This is a genomic window from Streptomyces sp. NPDC055962 (assembly GCF_042270185.1).
GTDB lineage: Bacteria > Actinomycetota > Actinomycetes > Streptomycetales > Streptomycetaceae > Streptomyces.
Genome location: NZ_JBHJYN010000019.1, coordinates 46,321 through 67,170 on the forward strand (window position 1 = coordinate 46,321; position 20,850 = coordinate 67,170).

The following is a 20,850-nucleotide window of genomic DNA, read 5'->3' on the forward strand; positions in this document are numbered from 1 at the left end:
GACCCGGGCCGCTGTGCAGGGGACGTAACCACGCTTGATCGTCCGGCGTGACACCCGGGAAACGGACGTTTCGTACCGTCGCGGTGTCACCGTTCCCCAGGAGAGGCCGTCCATGACCGTGCCGAATGCGCAGCCGGACACTCCCGACCGGGTGCGGACGGTCTGCTCGTACTGCGGTGTCGGCTGCGGCATGGTCCTCGACATCGGCAGCGGCCCCGACGGGCGGCGCACCGTCCTGAAGGCCACCGGTGACAAGGAGCACCCCACCAACCGCGGGCGGCTCTGCACCAAGGGAGCGACGAGCGCCGACATGCTCGCCGCTCCCGGCCGGCTGACGACGGCCCTGGTGCGGGCGGACCGCAGCGAGGAGCCGATGCCGTCGCCCATGGACGCGGCCGTCAAGGAGACCGCGCGCCGGCTGCGGGCGATCGTCGACGAGCACGGGCCCGACGCGCTCGCCCTGTACGTCTCGGGGCAGATGACGCTGGAGGCGCAGTACCTCGCCAACAAGCTGGCCAAGGGCTTCGTCCGCACCAGCTGGATCGAGTCGAACTCCCGGCTCTGCATGGCGAGCGCGGGCAGCGGCTACAAGCTCTCGCTCGGCGCCGACGGACCGCCCGGCTCGTACGAGGACTTCGAGCACGCCGACGCCTTCCTCGTCATCGGCTCCAACATGGCGGACTGCCACCCCATCCTCTTCCTCCGCCTCATGGAGCGGGTGAAGGCCGGTGCCAGGCTCATCGTGGTCGACCCCCGGCGCAACGCCACCGCGGAGAAGGCCGACCTGTTCCTGCAGATACGGCCCGGCACCGACCTGGCCCTGCTCAACGGCCTGATGCACCTCCTCGTGGAGAACGGCCACACCGACCCCGGGTTCATCGCCGAACACACCGAGGGCTGGGAGGCGATGCCCGGCTTCCTGCGGGAGTACACACCCGCCGCGGTCGCGGGGACCACCGGGATCCCCGAGGCGGACATCCGCCTGGCCGCCCGCTGGATCGGCGAGGCCGGGGAGTGGATGAGCTGCTGGACCATGGGGCTCAACCAGAGCACCCACGGCACCTGGAACACCAACGCCCTGATCAACCTCCACCTGGCCACCGGAGCCCTCTGCCGCCCGGGCAGCGGTCCCTTCTCGCTCACGGGCCAGCCCAACGCCATGGGCGGCCGGGAGATGGGCTACATGGGCCCGGGCCTTCCCGGCCAGCGCGCCTTGCAGTCCGACGCCGACCGCGCCTTCGTCGAGGACCTGTGGGGCATCGCCTCCGGAACCCTGCGCACGGACGCGGCAGGCGTCGGGACCGTCGACATGTTCCGCCGGATGTCCGACGGCGGGATCAAGGCGTGCTGGATCATCTGCACCAACCCGGTGGCGTCGGTGGCCAACCGGCGGACCGTCATCGAGGGGCTGGAGGCGGCGGAGTTCGTCGTCACCCAGGACGTGTTCGCCGACACCGAGACCAACGCGTACGCCGATGTCTCCCTGCCCGCCGCGCTGTGGGGTGAGGCCGAGGGCGTCATGATCAACTCCGAGCGGAACCTCACACTCGCACGACAGGCCGCCGAACCGCCGGGCGAGGCCTGGCCGGACTGGCGGATCATCGCGCGGATCGCCTGCGAGATGGGGTACGAGGAGGCCTTCGGCTACAGCAGCGCCGAAGAGGTCTTCGAAGAGATCAAGCGGGCCCACAACCCCAAGACCGGCTACGACCTGCGCGGGGTGAGCTACGAGCGACTGCGCCGCACCCCCGTCCAGTGGCCGAGCGCATCGCCGGACGGCCCCGACCGCAACCCGGTGCGCTACCTCAACGACGGCGTCAGCCGGACCCGGACCGTGCGCCCCGACGGCAGCGTGCCCCGGCTGGCGTTCCCGACGGCGAGCGGCCGCGCGGTGTTCTTCGCCCGCCCGCACATGCCCGCGGCGGAGATGCCCGACGACGACTTCCCCTTCGTGCTCAACACGGGCCGGCTGCAGCACCAGTGGCACACACTGACGAAGACCGGGAAGGTCGCCAAGCTCAACAAGCTGAACCCCGGGCCCTTCGTGGAGATCAACCCGCAGGACGCGGAGGCGCTCTCGATCATCGAGGGCGACCCGGTCGAGGTCGCCTCACGCCGCGGCCGGGCCGTGCTCCCGGCCGTCGTGACCGACCGGGTGCGTGCCGGGGACTGCTTCGCACCGTTCCACTGGAACGACCTCTTCGGCGAGTACCTCAGCGTCAACGCCGTCACCAACGACGCGGTCGACCCGGTCTCCTTCCAGCCCGAGTTCAAGGTCTGCGCCGTGACGCTGACGAAGGTCGCCGCGGTCGTACCCGCACCGGCAGCGCCTCCCGCCGTCGTGACCGTCCCGGCACCCGCGGAAGGCCCTCCATCCCTGACCGGCCCGGCACCTCCGGCAGCCCCCGCCGCCCTCGCCGGCGTGTTCGGCATCGCGGACACGGCCCCGCCCGTCCTGGCCGAGCACGAGCGCCGCTATCTGTCCGGCTTCCTCGCGGGGATCGGCACGGGGACCGGAGGCACGCCCGTACTCCCGGCGAGCGCGCCGTTCGCGCCGGACCACGCCCTCTGGGTCAACGGGGTGCTGGCCGGCATGTTCTCCCGTCTTCCGGTGGCCGCGGCAGATGAGCCCGCCGGGACGGCACAGGCTCCCGACGCCGAATCCTCCGCACCCGCAGGGCGGCAGGTCGTGGTCCTGTGGGCGTCGCAGACCGGCAACGCCGAGGAGGTCGCCACGGCCGTGGCACGACGACTGGCCGACGAGGGCCGCGCGGCGACGCTCCTCGGGATGGACGACAGCCGTCCGGAGAGCATCCCGCCCACCGCCGACCTGCTCGTCGTCACCAGCACCTTCGGCGACGGGGACGCACCGGACAACGGTTCCGGTTTCTGGGAGTCGCTCAACGCGCCCGGAACACCCCGGCTGGAGGGCGTGCGGTACGCCGTGCTCGCCCTCGGCGACTCCTCGTACGACGACTTCTGCGGGCACGGCAGACGGCTCGACGAACGCTTCGGAGAGCTGGGCGCCGTGCGGCTCGTCCCCCGGACGGACTGCGAACCGGACTACGAGGAGCCGGCCGGGCAGTGGCTCGACGAGGTGTTCGCGGCACTGGGCACCACGGCCGCCGCCGCGGCCCCCACCGTCGCCGTACCCGTACCACCGTCCGTCCCCACCCCCTCCACCACGGACCGTTCGGCCAGGACGGCGACCGGACGCCTCGTGGGCAACAAGCTGCTCAGCCTCCCCGGCGCGGCCAAGGAGGTGCGGCAGTTCACCTTCGACACGCGTGACAGCCCCGTGCCCCTCACCTACGAGGCGGGTGACGCACTCGGCGTGGAGGCGCTCAACTGCCCCGCGCTCGTGTCCGAGTGGCTGGCCGTCACCGGACTGGACCCCGCGGACCCCGTCGACGTGCCGGGCACCGGCACCGTGCCCCTGGACGAAGCACTCCACCGCCACCTGGACATCGCCCGGATCACCCCCGCGCTGCTGCGCCTGGTCGCCGAACGCACCCACGACCGGGCCCTCAAGAAGCTGCTGCGCCCCGACAACAAGGGCGAGCTCGCACAGTGGACCTGGGGCAGACAGGCGGTCGACGTGATCGCCGAACACTCCGTCCGCGCCACCGCAGCCGAATGGACCGCGGCCCTGACCCGCCTCCGGCCCCGGCTCTACTCCATATCCTCCAGCCCCCTCGCCGACCCCGGCCTCGTACGGCTCACCGTCTCCGTGGTCCGCTACGAGAACCGTCACGGCGCCGTGCGCAAGGGGGTGGCCTCCACCTTCCTGGCCGACGCGGAGGAGGGCCGCCCCGTCCCGCTCTTCGTCCAGCGTGCCCCGCACTTCCGCCCGCCCGCCGACCCGGCGACCCCCATGGTGATGGTCGGCCCCGGTACCGGCGTGGCCCCGTTCGTCGGATTCCTCGACGAACGGAGGGCTCTCGGCCACCGGGCCGCCAACTGGCTGTTCTTCGGCGAGCAGCGCCGGGCCAGCGACTTCTACTACGAGGAGGAGCTCGCCGCGCTGCGCAGCGAAGGCACCCTGACCCGGCTGGACACCGCCTTCTCCCGGGACCAGCGGGCCAAGGTCTACGTCCAGGACCGGATGCGGGAGCACGGAGCGCAGCTGTGGTCCTGGCTCCAGGACGGCGCCCACTTCTATGTCTGCGGCGACGCCTCCCGGATGGCGAAGGACGTGGACCGGACCCTGCGCGAGATCGCCGTGGCCCACGGCGGACTCCAGGAGGACGCCGCCGCCGCGTACGTCAAGCAGCTCGCCGCGGACAAGCGCTACGTACGCGACGTGTACTGAGGAGCTCAGCTCCCGGAGACCGCCGAGGTGAAGGCCGGGAGACAGGCGGACTCGTGGCCCTCGGCCGTCGGGTGGACGTTCGTGCTGCTGATCCAGGCGTCGCTCGTGCAGATCTCGTGCCCGGCGAAGGCCGGCCGGCCGTCCGCGAAGGCGAATCCGGCCGCCCGGGCACGGTCCGCGATGGTCTCGTCGAGCAGGTCCGAGCCGTCGTTGAGCGCCGAGCGCTTGGCGGAGCTGAGCCCGCCGAGGCAGAGGCCGCCCTCCTCGTAGAGGTGCGGGTAGCCCATGATCACGACCTCGGCACGAGGCGCGCGAGCGCGTACGGCCGCGTAGAGGCCGTCCAGCTCGTCCGGCAGTTCGTTCACCACGTACTCCCCGGCCGTCTCCAGCGCCCGCTCGCACGCCGACCGGGTGGAGTACTGACAGTTGAGCATGGTCGAGGCGAACCCGGAGTCGTTGCCCCCGATGCTCAGGCTCACCAGGGTGGTGTCCTCGTCCAGTTCTCCCAGCTGGTCGCTCAGCACGTCGGGGATCTTCGCACCGCCGCACGCGGCGAAGGTGAACGACGCCGGGTCGTTGGCATCGGCCCAGAGCGAGGGGTAGGCGTTACGGCTCCGTGTGCACGCGACGTCGGAGTAACTGCCGGCGCCGGTGCCCGAGGCGTACGAGTCGCCGAGGGCCACGTAGGCCACCCCGGCCGCCGCGGTCGAGGAGGCGGAGGCGGGGACGGCGACCGAGGCGAGCGCGAGGACCGGTACGGCGGCACCGGCCGCGCGGGGCAGGGACATGGGTTCTCCGTGAGGTGGGAGGGGAAGGCGGCCGTCGTGTGGGACCGACGGCCGTGGACCACGCCCAACTTCCCGACCCCGCGCCGCCGCGTCATCGGCGAAATGACTGACTCCCGGACCGGGACGGTCCGGGAGTCAGGGGGGCAGCGTCCTTCTCAGCCCGCGGACTCGCCCGCGTGCGGGCTCAGCACACCGGCCCCGATCAGGACGAACAGCAGGATGCCCAGGAGGACGCGGTAGATGACGAACGGCATGAAGCTCTTCGTCGTGATGAACTTCATGAACCAGGCGATGACCGCGTAGCCGACGGCGAACGCGATGATCGTGGCGAAGATCGTCGGTCCCCAGGAGACGTGGCCCTCGCCCGCGTCCTTGAGCTCGAACACACCCGACGCGAGCACCGCGGGGATCGCCAGGAGGAAGGAGTAGCGGGCCGCCGCCTCACGGGTGTAGCCCATCAGGAGGCCACCGCTGATCGTGGCACCGGAGCGCGAGACGCCGGGGACCAAAGCCATCGCCTGGCAGAAACCGAAGATCAGACCGTCCTTGACGCCCAGTTCCTTGAGCGACTTGCGCTCCTTGATCGCCCGGTGCTTGCCGCCGGTCTCGTCGCGGGCCGCGAGCCGGTCCGCGACGCCGAGGACGATGCCCAGCACGATCAGGGTCGTCGCGATCAGGCGGAGGTCGCGGAAGGGGCCCTCGATCTGGTCCTTGAAGGCCAGACCGAGGACGCCGATCGGAAGGGAACCGATGATGACCAGCCAGCCCATCTGGGCGTCATGGTCGCTCCGCATCGCTGAATTGGTCAGCGACCGGAACCAGGCAGAGACGATCCGGGCGATGTCCTTGCGGAAGTAGATGAGGACCGCGGCCTCCGTGCCGATCTGTGTGATCGCGGTGAACGCGGCGCCCGGGTCGTGCCAGCCCGCGAAGGCCGCGGTCAGCCGCAGATGCGCGCTGGAGGAGATCGGCAGGAACTCGGTCAGTCCCTGAACGAGGCCCAGGACGAATGATTCGAACCAGCTCATGGGGCTTAGGCCATCCCGGAGGTACTCATGCAACGGCCGACGGACGTGTGGGCCGTCGGCAGCGTGCGGATGCGGTCAGAAAGGGGGACGGGACGCCACGGCCCCGGACATCCTCTGTCGGTTGCGCGCAGCGTATCGCCTGCAGGTGAACGGAGTGCCGCCTGCCCCTGGCTACGCCGCGCCGCCCCCCTCGGGCGACGGCGTACCGCCGGCCCTGCCGAGCCGGTGCCGCCTGCGCCAGGCCACCAGGGCCGCACCCGCGCCGGACAGCACGATGAAGCCCATCGCGGCCAGGAACACCGGCGAGGTCGGCGAGGAGGCCGAGCTGCCCGCGATCACGTACGCGGCGGTGTTCGGGATCGAGCCGAGCCCGGTGGCCAGGAGGAACGGCGGGTAGCCCATGCGGGAGGTCGCCGCGCAGTAGTTGGCCGCGGCGAACGGCACCCCGGGGAAGAGCCGCAGCGCCAGCATGGACCTGAAGCCGTGCCGGCTCAGCAGCCCGTCCGCCGCCTTGAGGTACTTTCCGCGCAACAGGGTCCGGAGCGCGTCCTGGCCCAGCACCCTGCCGAGCAGGAAGGAGACACCGGCGCCGAGGACGGTGCCGGCCAGGGCCGCAGCGAGACCTGCCTGCGCACCGAACAGCGCGCCGGCCGCCAGATTGAGCAGCGGGCGTGGCACGAAGGCCACGGTGCACACGCCGTACGCGAGCCCGAACAGCATCGCCGCGCCGGAACCGGTGAGTTGGGCCGGCCAGCCGGAGGCGAGCAGCCGCTGTGGTTCGAACAGCAGCATGGTGACGGCGGCGGCCAGCAGGACCACCACGAGCAGGGAGAACCGGGACCAGGGGGAGAGCAGCGCCCTCGTACAGCGCACTGCGAAGCCACTGGAGGGCCGTGTTGCGGGGACGGGGTCGAACATCTGGGGAGCGTAACCGAAACAGGTGTGTGATCGCCGTAATGTCCGGGCGACGGGTGGCTGTACGGCAGGCGGCTGTTCATCCTGCGCCTCGGCGTCGGACGGTGGGTGACGTAGACGGGAGGGCTGCGTCGGCCGTGTTCGTACGAGGTGATCGCTGATGCCGCGTAACCCGGCCTGACAGGCCGTTCCCAGCCCAGCATGGAAAGGCCGCGATGCCCGCGTCTCGTCCGGCTCCGGCTCACTGACACGGGACGTGCTCCGCAGGAACCGGTCGAGGCAGACCGGAGGTTGATGGAGGAGCAGGTCACTGCGGACCTCACCGAGACCGAACGCGAGCATCTCTTGTGCGCGCCGGCGAAGATCCATCGGTCGGCGGGCAAGCTGCTGAGCGGGCCCCCTGACGGCGTCGACCCGGCCAACACCTGACATCTCCGCGTCCTCTCTGCCCGGCTGGATCCGACACGTACGAGAGTGAACCCCTGTCCACCGGTGGCTTCCGCCTCCCGAGGACGCCTGGACCGTGCGCGTGGCCCCTCACCGCCCCGAAATCCGTGATCCAGGGTCCACGCGGGCTCCGAGCTCCGAGGCGGCGCACAGATTTCACGGACGGTCAGGATGCCTGCACGTACACCCGGGTCCTGTGGGCGTTCTGCTCCAGGACGTGGTTCTCCATCCACCGGACTTCGCTCCGGGGTCTGCGCGCGACACAGGGCGGGCAGACCCCGGCCCGGCGGACGCCCTTCTCGCTCCGGGGCTCGGCGAAGGGACGGCGGAGACACGTGCGAGCCACCGAACTGCTGTCGGGCGACCGGGCCCGCGTAGCCACCCGCCCTCCGCGAACCCGTCCGCGCGCCGGGTGGGTGCGGCCCGTGCAGGAAAACCATTCGACGCCGGCGTACCGCTCCGCCATGATCAGGGGCATGTTCCGGTACGCCTTCCTCGCAGCGCAGTCCGCAGTCGCGGACACGCCGAAGGCTGCCGTGAGCCCTGCGACCGCTGTCGCAGCAGCAGCACTCGACGCAGCGTTCACCGCTGCCGCGGCGCCCTTCGGCGGCGCCCGAAGCTGACCCTCCCCCGACCGTCCGGCGGACCCCGCAAGGGGAGGGTCGGCGGGGCCCTGGGGTCTTCTCTCTCAGCTTCGAACACCAAGGAACGAGCCATGCCCAAGACGGCATACGTGCGCACCAAGCCGCACCTGAACATCGGCACCATGGGCCACGTCGACCACGGCAAGACCACCCTGACCGCCGCCATCACCAAGGTGCTGAGCGACCGCGGCAGCGGCACCTTCGTGCCGTTCGACCGGATCGACCGGGCCCCCGAGGAGGCGCAGCGCGGCATCACCATCAACATCGCGCACGTCGAGTACGAGACCGACACCCGCCACTACGCGCACGTCGACATGCCCGGACACGCGGACTACATCAAGAACATGGTCACCGGGGCGGCGCAGCTCGACGGGGCGATCCTCGTGGTGTCCGCGCTCGACGGCATCATGCCGCAGACCGCGGAGCACGTCCTGCTGGCCCGTCAGGTCGGTGTCGACCACATCGTCGTCGCCCTCAACAAGGCCGACGCGGGCGACCCCGAGCTCACCGACCTGGTCGAGCTGGAGGTCCGCGAGCTGCTCACCGCGCACGGCTACGGCGGCGACACCGTGCCCGTCGTACGGGTGTCGGGGCTCGGCGCGCTGCAGGGCGACCCACGCTGGACCGCGTCCGTCGAGGGGCTGCTGGACGCCGTCGACACGTACGTACCGATGCCGGTGCGCTACACCGACGCGCCGTTCCTCCTGTCCGTGGAGAACGTGCTCACCATCACGGGCCGCGGCACCGTCGTCACCGGAGCCGTGGAACGCGGCACGGTGCGCGTCGGGGACCGCGTCTCGGTGCTCGGCGCGGACGTCGAGACGGTCGTCACCGGCCTGGAGACCTTCGGGAAGCCGATGGAGTCCGCGGAGGCCGGCGACAACGTCGCGCTGCTGCTGCGCGGGGTGGAGCGCGACCGGGTCCGCCGCGGGCACGTGGTCGCGGCCCCGGGCAGCGTCACTCCGAGCCGGCGGTTCACCGCGCAGGTCTACGTCCTGTCGGCGCGCGAGGGGGGCCGGACCACTCCGGTCGCCACGGGGTACCGCCCGCAGTTCTACATCCGTACGGCGGACGTGGTCGGGGACGTGGACCTCGGCGAGGCGGCGGTGGCCAGGCCCGGTGACACGGTCACGATGACCGTCGAGCTCGGCCGTGACGTGCCGCTGGAGTCCGGTCTCGGCTTCGCGATCCGCGAAGGCGGCCGGACGGTCGGCGCCGGCACGGTCACCGGCCTGCTCTGACGGTGGAGCGCGGCCCGCCCTCCCGACCCCGGGAGGGCGGGCCGCGCCCTCTGCGGCAGACTGGTGCCCATGGCAGACACAGCTCTCGTACTGGGCGCCGGAGGCATCACCGGCACCGCCTGGGAAAGCGGAATCCTGCACGGGCTCGCCAAGGCGGGCGTCGACCTCTCCACGGCGGATCTGATCGTGGGGAGTTCCGCGGGTGCGGTCGTCGGGGCGAGGCTCGCCTTCGGACCTGCGGGCGTCGGCGACCTCTACGAGCGACAGCTCGCGACCCCGGAGGACGAGAAGGGGGCGGCGGGCCGGCTCGGCCCCGTCACCGTCCTGCGTTACGCGAGAGCGGTGCTCTCCTCCCGAACGCCCGACGAGTACGGCCGGAGACTCGGGGCCCTGGCCCGCGACAGCCGGCCCGCGGCGACGGCGGAGGAACGGCGGGAGATGATCGCGAGCTGGCTTCCGTCGTCCGAATGGCCCGAACGGCACCTTCTGATCACGGCCGTCGACGCGTCCACCGGGGCGCTGCACACCTTCGACAAGGCGGGGCCGGTCCCGCTCGCCGACGCCGTCACCGCCAGCTGTGCGGTCCCCGCGGTCTGGCCCGTCGTCGACGCCGGAGGCGGAAGCTGGATCGACGGAGGCGTGCACTCCCCGGCCAACGCCCACCTCGCCTCCGGATACCGGCGGGTCGTCGTGATCGCCCCCACGGCCAGTGGCAACAAGGTCATCGTCTCGCCCCGCGCGCAGGCCGCCGGACTGGAGGCCGAGGGCGCTCGCGTCGAGGTCATCACCCCGGACGCGGGCACCAGGAAGGCCATCGGCCGCAACTCGCTGGATCCCGCACGCCGGGCCGCGGCGGCCAGGGCGGGACTCGCGCAGTCCGCCGCGCACACCGAGGCCGTCGCCGCGGTGTGGAACGGCTGACGGGGCGGGAGGAGGGGCGGACGCCCGTCACAATGGGGGAGTGAACGAGCCGATACCCGTCATCCGCGACACCGACTGCGGTACCGCCAGGCTGCTGCCCGACGTGGACCGGGACCGGGCCTGGCTGCTCACGGTCGACGGCGCCCCGCAGTCGTACGTCGACCTCGACGAGCCCGGCCACCTCGAATTCGAGTACGTACGGCGCCTCGGCCACGTGGTGGACCGGGCGGGCGACCCCGGGGAGCCGCTGGACGCGGTGCATCTCGGCGGAGGCGCGCTCACGCTGCCGCGCTACGTCGCCGCGACCCGCCCCGGCTCACGGCAGGACGTGGCGGAGGCGGACCGCGCGCTCGTCGAACTCGTCGGCGAGCACCTCCCGCTGCCGGAGGGGGCCGGCGTCACCGTGCACGCCACCGACGCCCGGGGATGGCTCGAAGCGGCTCCCGAGGACTCCGCCGATCTCCTGATCGCCGACGTCTTCGGCGGCGCACGGGTACCCGCGCACCTGACCTCCGTCGAGTACGCGCGCGCCGCTGCGCGGGTCCTGCGGGCGGACGGCGTCTACGCGGCCAATCTGGCGGACAGTGCGCCCTTCACCTTCCTCCGGTCGCAACTGGCCAACTTCGCCGAGGTCTTCGAGGAGCTCGCGCTCATCGCGGAACCCGCCGTCCTGCGCGGGAGGCGCTTCGGCAACGCCGTGCTGCTCGCCTCCCGCGTCCCCCTGGACATCGCGCCGCTGACCAGGCTCTGCGCCGCCGACGTGTTCCCCGCCCGGGTCGAGCACGGCCCCGCACTCCCCCGGCTCATCGGTGGTGCGAGGCCCGTCCGGGACAGCGAGGCCGTCGCCTCACCCGCGCCCCCCGACGGCGCCTTCAGCATCGGCTGACTCCCGCGACGGCTCCGGGATGCTGGTCTGCTTCACCGAGCTGCGGCGCGTCAGGTTTCGGACGTCGGGCACGGCCAGCACGCCCGCCGTCACCAGGACGATCAGGGCCGCACAGCCCCACAGGGCGGCGCTGCGGCCGACGAGCGTCTCCACCGGACCCGCCGCGGCCGTGGCCAGCGGGACCATCGCGACCGAGCCGAACCAGTCGTACGCCGACACCCGGGACAGCTTCTCCTCGGGGATCTCCTGGTGCAGGGCCGTCATCCAGGAGACGCCGAACACCTCGATGGCGACGCCGGTCACGAACATCACCGCGCAGAGCCCGCCCACCGGCAGCGGGACCGCCAGTCCCGCGGACGGCAGGGCCAGCGGGAACACGCAGAGCGTGCCCGCCAGCAGCAGCCGCCGCGGTTTCCAGCGCATCATCAGCAGGGCGCCGCCCAGGGTGCCGACCCCGAAGCACGCCAGTGCGAAGCCCCAGGGGCGGGCACCCCCGAGCTCGTCCCGCGCCACCAGAGGCCCGTACACCGCTTCGGCGGCGCCGACGACGGCGACCACCACGGAGAACTGGAGCACGACGGCCCAGAGCCAGGGGCGCCCGACGACCTCCTTCCAGCCGTCCCGGAGATCCGCGAGCAGCCCGCCGCCCGGGGCGCGCGCCGGGATGTGGCTCACGTCGAGGAAGGCCCGGAGCGCACCCGCGACGGCGAAGGCCGCCGCGTCGACCGCCAGCACCCAGCCCGGGTCCATGGCGGCGATCATGGCGCCGCCGAGCGCCGCGCCGCCGATGGCCGCGCCGTGCATGGACATGCGGAAGAAGGCGAAGGCGCGGGCAGCCTGCTCCCCGCTGACGCTGGACATCAGCATGCCTTCGGAGGCCGGCCCGAAGAAGGCCTGCCCGATGCCGCAGAGCCCCGTGAGCACCATCATGTGCCACAGCTGGGCCTCGCCGGTCAGGACGAGCCAGGCGAACACGGCCTGGGAGACGAAGTTGAGCGCGTTCGCGGCGACCATCACGCGGTGGCGCGGCAGCCGGTCGGCGACCGCACCCCCGATCAGCAGGAAGAGCACGAGCGGGGCGGTACGCGCGGCCGCGACGAGACCGACGTCGCCGGCGTCGCCCCCCGACTCCAGGACCGCGAACGCCGCCGCGATCAGCGCACCGTTGGTGCCCAGGCTGGTGATGATCGCGGCGGCGGTCAGCAGACCGAAATTGCGGCCCGCCGGAAGGGCGCGGAGGCCGGGAGCGGGGGAGGAGGGGGCGGAAGTCACCAAGGGACTATCCCCGCCACAGCCCCCTCCCGCCAAATGGACGGCCCCGGCCGCGTGCTGCCAGGGCTCAGGACGCGGTCTCCGTGCCCTCCGCCAGGCGCACCGTGCTGAGGATCTTCTGGATGGTGGCGTCCGGGAGTTCGTCGTCCACGCCGGCGTTGGCGTAGAGGATCCAGGAGGCGTACTCGTCCTTGGCGTTCTTGAAGGTGAACGCGATGGACTTGCCGTCGGTGTCGCACTTGTTCTTGTTGGCGAGCCCCGTGGCGGTGGCCGTGACGACGCTGCCCGAGAGGCCCGACTCGGTGGTGTAGGCCTTGGGCTTGCCGACCTTGACCTTGTCCTTGGGGTCCTCCTGCGCATAGGCGGCCCAGACCCAGTTGGCGGCCTCGTTCGTGGCCGCTTCGCCGGTGCTCTTGGCGCCCTGCCCGCCCTTGGTGCCGACACCGGCCAGGCCGGTGTCCTCCTTGGAGCCGTCCTTGTCCTTGTCGTCGACGCACCACTTGCTCTTGAGGTGCGCGGGCGCGGAGAAGCCGACGGCGGGAGGGCCCGTGGGGTCCTTCACGTCCTCGAAGCCCGAGATCACCCCTGTGCCGGCGACCTCCCAGTCACCGGGCACGTCGAACTGCGTACCCCACTTGGGGTTGGTGACGACCTTCCAGCCCGGAACCGTGGGCGCCGCTTCCTCGCCGCCCCGCGGGTTGGCCGCGGGGGAGGAGGCGGTGTCGGACGGCTTCGCGGTCGGCGACGCGGACGACTTGTCGTCGGCCACGGTCGAGCCGCCCTTGTCGTCCTTGTTCATGACGACGACGCCGGTGACGACGGCCGCCACGACGACGGCGGCGGCTGCGACGACGGCCACGACGGTCGTCTTCCTCCTGTCGTCCTGCTGCGGCCCGCCGGGCCCGCCCGGTACGGCGTACTGCGGCACCGTGGGCTGCTGGTACGGGTTGGGCTGCGGGTAGCCCTGCTGGCCCTGCTGCTGGTATCCCGGCTGCTGATAGGGATTGGGCTGTTGGTACCCCGGCTGCTGGTACGGGTTCTGGTTCTGGTCCTGCGGGTTCTGCTCGCCCCCGGGCGGCTGCTGTCCTGGCCACATGGCCAGTAACCATAGAGGGGCCGGGCGCCCGCTGCTACGGCCGCCCCTGTGAGGGGATGGTCAAGGAGCGCTACTGGCTAGTAACATCGCGCTCATGAGCACTGAAGAGATGACAGTCGGCGACATCCTGTCCGCGAGCGTCCCGATGGTCCGGACCCTTGGTATCCAGTACCTGGAGACGACCGCGGAGCGCGCCGTCCTCTCGCTCCCGGACCGGGCGGACTACCACAACCACCTCGGCGGACCCCACGCCGGAGCGATGTTCACGCTTGCCGAGTCCGCGAGCGGCGCGATCGTCGTCGCCGCGTTCGGTGACCAGATGACCCGCGCCGTCCCCCTGCCCGTCACCACGGAGATGGCCTTCAAGAAGGTCGCCATGGGCGAGCTCACCGCCACCGCGGTGCTGGGCCGCCCGGCAGCCGAGGTCGTCGCGGAGCTGGACGAGGGCAAGCGCCCGGAATTTCCCGTCAGCGTCGAGATCCGGCGCGCTGACGGAGCGGTCACCAGCGAGATGAGTGTCGTCTGGACGCTGCGTCCGAACCGCTGACCCCGTCCGGCCCCCCCGTGTCCCCGCCGGGGCCGCGGCAGTCGCTCCGCCCACCCGGCCCGGTAGGCTGCCCGCCGTGCACCACTCGTGGTGCACGGCGGCAGATTTCTTACGGGAGGGACCGGCGTTGCACGTCCAGGAGTGGCTCGAGACCGTACCCGCGGTCAGCATTTACCTCCTGGTGGGGGTCGTCATCGGACTCGAGAGTCTCGGTATCCCGCTGCCGGGCGAGATCATCCTCGTCAGTTCGGCGCTCCTCGCCTCCCAGCACGGCGACATCGACCCCGTGGTGCTCGGTGCCTGCGCGTCCGCAGGGGCGATCATCGGCGACTCGATCGGCTACGCCATCGGCCGCAGAGGCGGCCGTCCGCTGCTCGCCTGGCTGGGCCGGAAGTTCCCCAAGCACTTCGGGGCGCCCCAGATCGCACTGGCGGAGCGGTCGTTCGAGAAGTGGGGCATGTGGGCGGTCTTCTTCGGGCGCTTCGTCGCCCTGCTGCGCATCTTCGCGGGGCCGCTGGCCGGGGTGCTGCGCATGCCGTACTGGAAGTTCCTGATCGCCAACGTGCTCGGCGGGATCGTCTGGGCCGGTGGCACCACCGCCGTCATCTACACCGTGGGCGTCGTCGCCGAGGCGTGGCTCAAGCGCTTCTCGTGGCTGGGCCTGGTGGCCGCCGTGCTGATCGGTGCGATCTCGATGCTGGTGCTGAAGAACCGGGCCAAGAAGGCTGCGGAGCAGGCCGAGGGCTCGGTGCGGGCGCCCGAGCCGGACGCCGTCCCCGCAGCCGACTGACCCCGCAGCCGACTGACCCCAGCGGACTCACCCGGGCGCCGGCCGGCCACGCCCCTCTGCGGCCGCGCGGGGCGCACTGCACGGCCCGCGGACCGTCAGCTCTCCTGGTGCGCCGCGCGGTGCGCCTTCGCCAGTTCGACGTAGCCCGCCGCGTTGAAGGCGATGCCCTCACGCTCCTCGGCGGTCAGCTCCCGCTTGACCTTGGCCGGTACACCGGCGACGAGGGAGCCCGGCGGCACCCGCATCCCCTGGGGGACGAGCGCCTGCGCCGCGATCAGCGAACCCGCTCCGATGTGCGCGCCGTTGAGCACGGTGGCGCCCATGCCCACCAGGACGTCGTCCTCGATCACGCAGCCGTGCAGCACGGCGTTGTGGCCGACCGAGACCCGTGCGCCCACCGTCAGCGGGAAGCCGGGGTCGGTGTGCACACTGCAGTTGTCCTGGATGTTGCTGTCGGGGCCGAGGGAGATCGGGCCGCAGTCGGCACGCAGCACGGCCTGGTACCAGACGCTGGAGCCCGCGGCCAGCGAGACCTCGCCGATGACGACGGAGGTCGGTGCGAGGAAGGCGTCCGGATCGACGTCCGGCTCCTTGCCGCCGATGCCGGTGACCAATGCCTGCTCTGCCATCGCCTGCTCCTCGGGTGGGGTGTGGTGCGCACGGCACCCCTCTGTTCCGCACGAACCGTAGTGGACGGCCCTGTCCGTCCCGATCGGTGGGGTGAACATCACAGCCCGGAGCGCCGACCGCTCCGGTCGGGCCGACTACCGTGAGCGGGTGCCGACGAACCGTACGTTCCTCTCCTCCCTGGCCCGCCGGCGGCGCGGTGTCATGTCCCGCGCCGTCCACCGCGTCTGGGCCTGGGTGCAGGAGACCGGAGCCGTCACCGCACAGCACCCCGGCCGGCTCCGCTTCGGCCGGATCGGCCCGGGGACACGGCTCGCCTTCCCCCAGGGAACGGTCTTCGGCGAGCCGTGGATCGAGCTGGGCGACCACTGCATCATCGGCGAGCAGGTGACGCTGACCGCCGGCCTGATGCCCGATCTGGACCTCGGGTCCGAGCCCATCCTGACCCTGGGCGACGGTGTGGTGCTGGGCCGGGGGAGCCATGTCATCGCCGACACGTCGGTCTCGATCGGCTCGGACACCTACTGCGGCCCGTACGTGTACATCACCTCGACCAACCACAGTTACGACGACCCGAACGAACCGGTCGGCCGGCAGTGGCCGCGCATGGAGCCGGTCGTGATCGGTCCGGGATGCTGGATCGGCACCGGCGCGGTGATCCTTCCGGGTGCCAGGCTCGGCCGGAACGTGGTGGTCGCCGCGGGAGCCGTCGTACGCGGAGAGGTCGCCGACCACTCGGTCGTGGCGGGGGCGCCCGCCCGTGTGGTACGCAGCTGGGACCCCGAGAAGGGCTGGCAGCCGCCGTTGCGCACCCCCGCGCCGGTGCCGATCCCGGACGGGGTGACGTCCGAGCAGCTGGCCGCGGTCGCCCTGCTGCTGGAGGATCCGGCCGACGGCGCCTGAGCCTCGGCGGACCGGTGCGTCAGCCCGTGGCCAGCAGGACCGTTCCGATCAGGGCCAGACCCGCGCCCGCCGCCTGGAGACCGCGCAGCCGTTCACCGAGCACACCGCGCGCCGCCAGTGCGGTCACCACCGGATAGAGCGAGGCCAGCACGGCGGCCACGGTGACCGGGCCGTGCTGGGCGGCGATGGAGTAGGTGCCGTTCGCCGCGACGTCGGCGAGTCCGACGAAGGCCAGGGCCGGCAGCGCGGCCCGCACGGTGGCGAGCCCGCCCTCCTCGGGCAGCGCACGGCCGCCGCGCCGCACGGAGACGAACAGGGCCGTCCCGCCGACCGCGAGGTTCGTGACGCGCTGGACGAAGAGGGCGAGGAAGAGGCCGGGCACGGTGGTGGAGGCCTCCGCGATCAGGGTCATGACCGCCCCGAACCCGAATGCGGCCAGCAGGGTCAGGGCGATGGCCTGGCGCTGCACCGGCGCACCACGCAGCTGCGGCCCTCCGGCCAGGACGATGCCCACGACGGCGACGGCCACCCCGGCGAACTGCAGCAGGCCCGGCCGCTCGCCGACCAGCAGTCCGACTCCGACCGGGACCGCCACTCCGACGGAGCCGAGCGGTGAGACCACGCCCATCGGCCCCAGGGCCAGCGCCTTGTAGAAGCTGAGCATCGCGACCGGGCCGACGACGCCCGCCGCGACCGCGAACCAGAGCAGGCTCCCTGCCTCGCTCCAGCCGCCGGTCGCGACGACCACGAGCCCGAGGACGACGACGGCGACGGCCTGCGACACGACGACCACCGTGAGGGCGGGCGTGCGGCGGGTGAGCAGCCCGCCGCCGAAATCGGCCAGCCCCCACAGCAGGCTCGTGGCCAGGGCGAACAGTGCGGTCATCAGGGGGCCTCGCAGTACAGTGCGGTGGTCGGGTGGGTGCACCACACCGTAGTGCAGTATTTTTGACTATGTCATCCATAATATTGGACGGAATGTGTCTGACCTCGATCAGCTGACCCAGTCGCTCGCCCGCAATCTCAAACGCTGGCGGGGCGAGCGCGGCTTCACCCTGGACGCTCTCGCCGCCCGTGCGGGGGTCAGCCGGGGCATGATCATCCAGATCGAGCAGGCGCGGACGAATCCGAGTGTCGGCACCACGGTCAAGCTCGCCGACGCCCTGGGGGTCAGCATCACGACGCTGCTCGACTACGAGCAGGGAACCCAGGTGCGTCTGGTGCCCGAGAGCCAGGCGGTGCGCATGTGGTCGACGGAGGCCGGCAGCTCGACCACGCTGCTGGTGGGCGCGGAGGCCAGGGGACCGATCGAGCTCTGGTCCTGGCACCTGATGCCCGGTGAGGGCAGCGCCTCCGACCCGCACCCCGAAGGAACGGTCGAGCTGCTCCACGTCACGGCGGGCGAGCTGACCCTGGTCGTCGACGGTGAGACCCACACGGTCCCCGCCGGAGCCTCCGCGACCTTCGAGGCCCATGTGCCGCACGGTTACCGGAACGACGGCTCCGAGCCGGTGACCCTGACCATGGCGGTCACGATCCCGCCGGTCCGCCGGGAGGGCAAGTGAGCAGCTCACGACGGCTGTTAGCGTGAGCGGTATGCGCGCACCCCTGGGTACCTTCGACGATGCCTCTCCCGCCGCCGACCGGCTGGACCTCCTCCCCTCACCCGTCGCCGGGGCGGTCGCCGAGGGGTGGGGCGGTCTCCCTGCCGAGTCGGTCGTCCATGTCGACACCGACCCCGAGGTCGCCGACACGGCTGCCTTCGTCGAGCGGTACGGGCGCGAGCTCCTGGACGCGTCGGCCAACTGCGTGGTGGTGGCGGGCAAGCGGGGCGGTGAGACCACGCTTGCCGCCTGTGTGGTCCTCTCGCACACCCGCGTGGACGTCAACGGGGCGGTGCGCAAGCACCTCGGGGCCCGTAAGGCGTCCTTCGCCCCGATGGACGTGGCGGTCGGTGAAACGGGCATGGAGTACGGCGGGATCACTCCGATCGGTCTCCCGGCGGCCTGGCCCCTCCTCGTCGACCCCGCGGTGGTGGACGAGGGGTGGGTCCTGATCGGCAGCGGCCGCCGCCGTGGCAAGCTGATCGTCCCGGGGAAGGCGCTGGCGGCTTTGCCGGGAGCGGTGGTGCTGGAGGGCCTGGGGGTCTGACGGGGAGGGCGCTCGGAGCGGAGGCGTCCCTCGCAGCGGACTCGTGAGCGGAGGCGTCCCTCGCAGCGGACTCATGAGCGGCGGAGCCGTGAGTGGCGGAGGGTCTGTCCTGCGCCGAGGACCCGGCATGCGCAGAGGTGACATCGTCCGTGGTGGCGGCGGCTGTCAGCCCTCGGCCCGGTGGGTCCTCAGCCATCCCGCGGCGAAGTCCACGGCCGCGCGCAGCGGGAAGAGACGGCTCGGTGCCGACCCCACACGGCCGGTGCGTACCTCCGTGCTCCGCGTACGGGCGAAGTCGTCCCCCAGAGCGCCGAAGTCGCTGTCGTCGAGCGTGATGTCCTCGTACTCCCACCAGTGGGGTCCGGCCTTCGACGCCACCACGCAGCGGTAAAGGCGGCGGGGCGGTGAGGGGCGGCGGTACTCCGCCAGGTGGAAGGCCGTGCAGCTGTCGAAGCCCGTGCCCAGCAGGAGGACCTGCGCGTCGGCCTCGTAGAGGCGGGCCAGGGGGGAGTCCTCGCCCAGGTGGCAGTCCCGGCGGTGGCCGGTGAGCAGTTCGTCGGCCGCGGGGCCGAGCGCGGCGAACGAGGTCTGGGGGTGTCCGCTGCGCAGTGCGTCCGGAGCCTGCCGCACCGTCTCCGCGAGCGCCCCCATCCCGGGGGCGGGGGACGTCACCGGGTCGAAGGCGGGCATCGCCGCATGCACAGCCGCACGGGCCTTCGCGCTCAGCCCGCGGACCCGCTCCAGGTAGGAGCGCGAGGTGTCCGAATTCTCCGGGGTGAAGGCAGGGACCACCAAGGTCCCCTCCGGCCCCAGAGCGTGCCGTAGCGCCTCGGTCATGCACCAGGCCGTGCCCCCCGCGGTGCGCATGGAGGCGTGCACCAGCAGGACGCCACCCCGCCGCACGCCGAGTTCGTACAGCTGGGTGGCGACGCGTTCACCGCCGAGGAGCAGAGGGTGTGTCACAGCACACATTCTCCCCGTCGGGGGCCCGCCGCGACACCACGCCCGCCGGACGGCGCCCCGGGATCCGGCTCCCGTCAGCGGCGGGGGTCCAGGCGTGGGATCTCGATCGCCGGGCAGCGGTCCATCACCATGGAGAGGCCCGCCGCGCGCGTACGCTCGTACGCCGCCTCGTCGACCACTCCGAGCTGGAACCAGACCGCCTTCGCACCGGCCGCCACCGCCTCGTCGGCGACGCCGCCCGCCAGGGCGCTGTTGACGAAGACGTCCACCACATCGACGGCAAAGGGTATGTCCGCCAGCGAGGCGTACCCCTGTTCGCCGTGGACCTGCTCGGCCTTGGGGTGGACGGGCACCACCCTCTTGCCGAAGCGCTGGAGGACCTCGGCGACCCCGTAGGCCGCGCGGGACCGGTTGTCGGACAGGCCGACCACCGCCCAGGTGTCACCCGAGTCCTGAAGGATCCTGCGCACCGTCTCATCGTCTGCGTACATGCCCTCACAACGGACGGCCCGGGCGGGCCATTCCCCACGGGAGGGTGAATGTGCCGGTCGTGGCGGCACATAGGGTGGACCGATGCAGGAGCAGTACCGGACAGTCGCCCGCGCGGGCGTGCACGAGACCGAGGTCAGCCGATCGCGCTTCCTCTGCGCGCTCGCCCCCGCCGCCACCGAGCAGGAGGCGCAGGACTTCGTCGCGCGCATCCGCAGGGAACACCCCACCGCCAACCACAACTGCTTCGCCTACGTCATCGGCGCCGACGCCTCCGTGCAGAAGGCGAGTGACGACGGGGAGCCGGGCGGGACGGCCGGCGTCCCCATGCTGCAGATGCTCATGCGCCGGGACGTGCGGTACGCCGTCGCCGTCGTCACCCGCTACTTCGGCGGGGTCAAGCTCGGCGCGGGCGGGCTGATCCGGGCGTACGGAGGGGCGGTCGGTGAGGCGCTGGACGCACTGGGCACGACCACCCGCCGGCGGTTCCGGCTCGCCACCGTCACCGTGGACCACCAGCGGGCAGGCAAGCTGGAGAACGATCTGCGCGCCACCGGGACCGCGATCCACGACGTGACCTACGCGGAGGCCGTGACCCTCGCGATCGGACTGCCGGACGCCGACGTCGACGGCTTCAGGGCCTGGCTGGCCGACGCCACGGCCGGCTCCGCCACGCTCGAACTGGGTGGCGAGGCGTACGGGGACGCCGGGACCGGATGAGGGCTCCGGGGCCGCGCGGCATTAGCGTGGTCGGGCCTGCCGAGGAAATCCCGGGCGGGCGGGGTGGTGGACCGGTGCGGTGCCGGGGGCGGAGGAAGTGGAACATGCAG

General features: G+C 72.1%; 20 protein-coding genes. 11 read left to right on the top strand and 9 right to left on the bottom strand.

Annotation, left to right across the window (positions count from 1 at the left end; all coding sequences use genetic code 11):
• The first annotated feature begins 112 nt into the window (after positions 1–112).
• Positions 113–4,312: a molybdopterin-dependent oxidoreductase gene (locus tag ACFC51_RS33770; protein ID WP_376532561.1), complete on the top strand. Its 4,200-nt coding sequence runs from the start codon at positions 113–115 to the stop codon at positions 4,310–4,312.
• A gap of 5 nt (positions 4,313–4,317) precedes the next feature.
• Here the strand turns inward: ACFC51_RS33770 and ACFC51_RS33775 are convergent, their stop codons facing one another.
• The 3 genes from ACFC51_RS33775 to ACFC51_RS33785 form a co-directional block, all read right to left on the bottom strand.
• The gene (locus ACFC51_RS33775) at positions 4,318–5,100 is read right to left on the bottom strand and encodes an SGNH/GDSL hydrolase family protein (RefSeq protein ID WP_376532563.1); all 783 of its coding nucleotides are present in this window, start codon (positions 5,098–5,100) and stop codon (positions 4,318–4,320) included.
• A gap of 155 nt (positions 5,101–5,255) precedes the next feature.
• Entirely contained in the window at positions 5,256–6,128 is an 873-nt protein-coding gene (locus ACFC51_RS33780) for an undecaprenyl-diphosphate phosphatase (RefSeq protein WP_376375258.1), read from the bottom strand.
• A 171-nt stretch (positions 6,129–6,299) separates the two neighbouring features.
• On the bottom strand, positions 6,300–7,046 hold the full coding sequence (locus ACFC51_RS33785) for a TVP38/TMEM64 family protein (protein ID WP_376375255.1): 747 nt from the start codon (positions 7,044–7,046) through the stop codon (positions 6,300–6,302).
• 291 nt (positions 7,047–7,337) lie between these two features.
• Between ACFC51_RS33785 and ACFC51_RS33790 the strand changes: the two genes are divergently transcribed.
• The 4 genes from ACFC51_RS33790 to ACFC51_RS33805 all read left to right on the top strand — a co-directional run bounded on the left by ACFC51_RS33790 (position 7,338) and on the right by ACFC51_RS33805 (position 11,182).
• Positions 7,338–7,472: a hypothetical protein gene (locus ACFC51_RS33790; protein WP_376532565.1), complete on the top strand. Its 135-nt coding sequence runs from the start codon at positions 7,338–7,340 to the stop codon at positions 7,470–7,472.
• Positions 7,473–8,205: 733 nt separating this feature from the next.
• Positions 8,206–9,375, top strand: coding sequence for an elongation factor Tu (tuf, locus tag ACFC51_RS33795; RefSeq protein ID WP_376375252.1), 1,170 nt, complete (start codon positions 8,206–8,208; stop codon positions 9,373–9,375).
• 69 nt (positions 9,376–9,444) lie between these two features.
• Positions 9,445–10,296, top strand: a complete 852-nt coding sequence (locus ACFC51_RS33800; RefSeq protein WP_376532567.1) for a patatin-like phospholipase family protein — start codon at positions 9,445–9,447, stop codon at positions 10,294–10,296.
• A gap of 40 nt (positions 10,297–10,336) precedes the next feature.
• Positions 10,337–11,182 (top strand): spermidine synthase, encoded by an 846-nt coding sequence (locus ACFC51_RS33805; protein ID WP_376532569.1) that lies wholly within the window; start codon positions 10,337–10,339, stop codon positions 11,180–11,182.
• Here ACFC51_RS33805 and ACFC51_RS33810 read toward each other — a convergent pair.
• On the bottom strand, positions 11,144–12,454 hold the full coding sequence (locus tag ACFC51_RS33810; RefSeq protein ID WP_376375381.1) for an MFS transporter: 1,311 nt from the start codon (positions 12,452–12,454) through the stop codon (positions 11,144–11,146). The genes ACFC51_RS33805 and ACFC51_RS33810 overlap by 39 nt on opposite strands.
• A gap of 67 nt (positions 12,455–12,521) precedes the next feature.
• Positions 12,522–13,550 (bottom strand): hypothetical protein, encoded by a 1,029-nt coding sequence (locus ACFC51_RS33815; protein WP_376375384.1) that lies wholly within the window; start codon positions 13,548–13,550, stop codon positions 12,522–12,524.
• Between the two features lie 109 nt (positions 13,551–13,659).
• Between ACFC51_RS33815 and ACFC51_RS33820 the strand changes: the two genes are divergently transcribed.
• Together ACFC51_RS33820 and ACFC51_RS33825 are read left to right on the top strand one after the other, a co-directional pair.
• On the top strand, positions 13,660–14,097 hold the full coding sequence (locus tag ACFC51_RS33820) for a DUF4442 domain-containing protein (protein ID WP_376375516.1): 438 nt from the start codon (positions 13,660–13,662) through the stop codon (positions 14,095–14,097).
• A gap of 127 nt (positions 14,098–14,224) precedes the next feature.
• Positions 14,225–14,887, top strand: a complete 663-nt coding sequence (locus tag ACFC51_RS33825; protein ID WP_376375387.1) for a DedA family protein — start codon at positions 14,225–14,227, stop codon at positions 14,885–14,887.
• A 95-nt stretch (positions 14,888–14,982) separates the two neighbouring features.
• On the opposite strand, the gene ACFC51_RS33830 is transcribed toward ACFC51_RS33825, so the two are convergent.
• Positions 14,983–15,516: a gamma carbonic anhydrase family protein gene (locus ACFC51_RS33830; protein ID WP_376375389.1), complete on the bottom strand. Its 534-nt coding sequence runs from the start codon at positions 15,514–15,516 to the stop codon at positions 14,983–14,985.
• Positions 15,517–15,664: 148 nt separating this feature from the next.
• Here ACFC51_RS33830 and ACFC51_RS33835 point away from each other — a divergent pair, with 148 nt between their 5' ends.
• Positions 15,665–16,417 carry an acyltransferase gene (locus ACFC51_RS33835; RefSeq protein WP_376375392.1) on the top strand — a complete coding sequence of 251 codons (753 nt, stop codon included), beginning with the start codon at positions 15,665–15,667 and terminating at the stop codon, positions 16,415–16,417.
• A gap of 19 nt (positions 16,418–16,436) precedes the next feature.
• Here the strand turns inward: ACFC51_RS33835 and ACFC51_RS33840 are convergent, their stop codons facing one another.
• On the bottom strand, positions 16,437–17,303 hold the full coding sequence (locus ACFC51_RS33840; RefSeq protein ID WP_376532571.1) for an EamA family transporter: 867 nt from the start codon (positions 17,301–17,303) through the stop codon (positions 16,437–16,439).
• 94 nt (positions 17,304–17,397) lie between these two features.
• On the opposite strand from ACFC51_RS33840, the gene ACFC51_RS33845 reads away from it, so the two are divergent.
• Complete coding sequence (locus tag ACFC51_RS33845) at positions 17,398–17,982, top strand: helix-turn-helix domain-containing protein (RefSeq protein WP_376532573.1); 585 nt, start codon at positions 17,398–17,400, stop codon at positions 17,980–17,982.
• A 31-nt stretch (positions 17,983–18,013) separates the two neighbouring features.
• The gene (locus tag ACFC51_RS33850; RefSeq protein WP_376532575.1) at positions 18,014–18,568 is read left to right on the top strand and encodes a YbaK/EbsC family protein; all 555 of its coding nucleotides are present in this window, start codon (positions 18,014–18,016) and stop codon (positions 18,566–18,568) included.
• A 165-nt stretch (positions 18,569–18,733) separates the two neighbouring features.
• On the opposite strand, the gene ACFC51_RS33855 is transcribed toward ACFC51_RS33850, so the two are convergent.
• Both ACFC51_RS33855 and ACFC51_RS33860 read right to left on the bottom strand, forming a co-directional pair.
• On the bottom strand, positions 18,734–19,540 hold the full coding sequence (locus ACFC51_RS33855; RefSeq protein ID WP_376375402.1) for an aminoglycoside N(3)-acetyltransferase: 807 nt from the start codon (positions 19,538–19,540) through the stop codon (positions 18,734–18,736).
• A gap of 65 nt (positions 19,541–19,605) precedes the next feature.
• Positions 19,606–20,022 carry a CoA-binding protein gene (locus ACFC51_RS33860; protein ID WP_376375405.1) on the bottom strand — a complete coding sequence of 139 codons (417 nt, stop codon included), beginning with the start codon at positions 20,020–20,022 and terminating at the stop codon, positions 19,606–19,608.
• Between the two features lie 82 nt (positions 20,023–20,104).
• Here ACFC51_RS33860 and ACFC51_RS33865 point away from each other — a divergent pair, with 82 nt between their 5' ends.
• The gene (locus ACFC51_RS33865) at positions 20,105–20,740 is read left to right on the top strand and encodes a YigZ family protein (protein WP_376375408.1); all 636 of its coding nucleotides are present in this window, start codon (positions 20,105–20,107) and stop codon (positions 20,738–20,740) included.
• Positions 20,741–20,850: the final 110 nt, after the last annotated feature.

What these genes read in the sequence shown, in the direction of transcription:
- ACFC51_RS33790 (WP_376532565.1), top strand. Translation starts at nt 7,338, where the DNA reads ATGGAGGAGCAGGTCACTGCGGACCTCACCGAGACCGAACGCGAGCAT.
- ACFC51_RS33855 (WP_376375402.1), bottom strand. Translation starts at nt 19,540, where the DNA reads ATGTGTGCTGTGACACACCCTCTGCTCCTCGGCGGTGAACGCGTCGCC.
- ACFC51_RS33830 (WP_376375389.1), bottom strand. Translation starts at nt 15,516, where the DNA reads ATGGCAGAGCAGGCATTGGTCACCGGCATCGGCGGCAAGGAGCCGGAC.
- ACFC51_RS33860 (WP_376375405.1), bottom strand. Translation starts at nt 20,022, where the DNA reads ATGTACGCAGACGATGAGACGGTGCGCAGGATCCTTCAGGACTCGGGT.
- tuf (WP_376375252.1), top strand. Translation starts at nt 8,206, where the DNA reads ATGCCCAAGACGGCATACGTGCGCACCAAGCCGCACCTGAACATCGGC.
- ACFC51_RS33775 (WP_376532563.1), bottom strand. Translation starts at nt 5,100, where the DNA reads ATGTCCCTGCCCCGCGCGGCCGGTGCCGCCGTACCGGTCCTCGCGCTC.
- ACFC51_RS33815 (WP_376375384.1), bottom strand. Translation starts at nt 13,550, where the DNA reads ATGTGGCCAGGACAGCAGCCGCCCGGGGGCGAGCAGAACCCGCAGGAC.
- ACFC51_RS33770 (WP_376532561.1), top strand. Translation starts at nt 113, where the DNA reads ATGACCGTGCCGAATGCGCAGCCGGACACTCCCGACCGGGTGCGGACG.
- ACFC51_RS33840 (WP_376532571.1), bottom strand. Translation starts at nt 17,303, where the DNA reads ATGACCGCACTGTTCGCCCTGGCCACGAGCCTGCTGTGGGGGCTGGCC.
- ACFC51_RS33850 (WP_376532575.1), top strand. Translation starts at nt 18,014, where the DNA reads ATGCGCGCACCCCTGGGTACCTTCGACGATGCCTCTCCCGCCGCCGAC.
- ACFC51_RS33865 (WP_376375408.1), top strand. Translation starts at nt 20,105, where the DNA reads ATGCAGGAGCAGTACCGGACAGTCGCCCGCGCGGGCGTGCACGAGACC.
- ACFC51_RS33780 (WP_376375258.1), bottom strand. Translation starts at nt 6,128, where the DNA reads ATGAGCTGGTTCGAATCATTCGTCCTGGGCCTCGTTCAGGGACTGACC.
- ACFC51_RS33820 (WP_376375516.1), top strand. Translation starts at nt 13,660, where the DNA reads ATGACAGTCGGCGACATCCTGTCCGCGAGCGTCCCGATGGTCCGGACC.
- ACFC51_RS33785 (WP_376375255.1), bottom strand. Translation starts at nt 7,046, where the DNA reads ATGTTCGACCCCGTCCCCGCAACACGGCCCTCCAGTGGCTTCGCAGTG.
- ACFC51_RS33800 (WP_376532567.1), top strand. Translation starts at nt 9,445, where the DNA reads ATGGCAGACACAGCTCTCGTACTGGGCGCCGGAGGCATCACCGGCACC.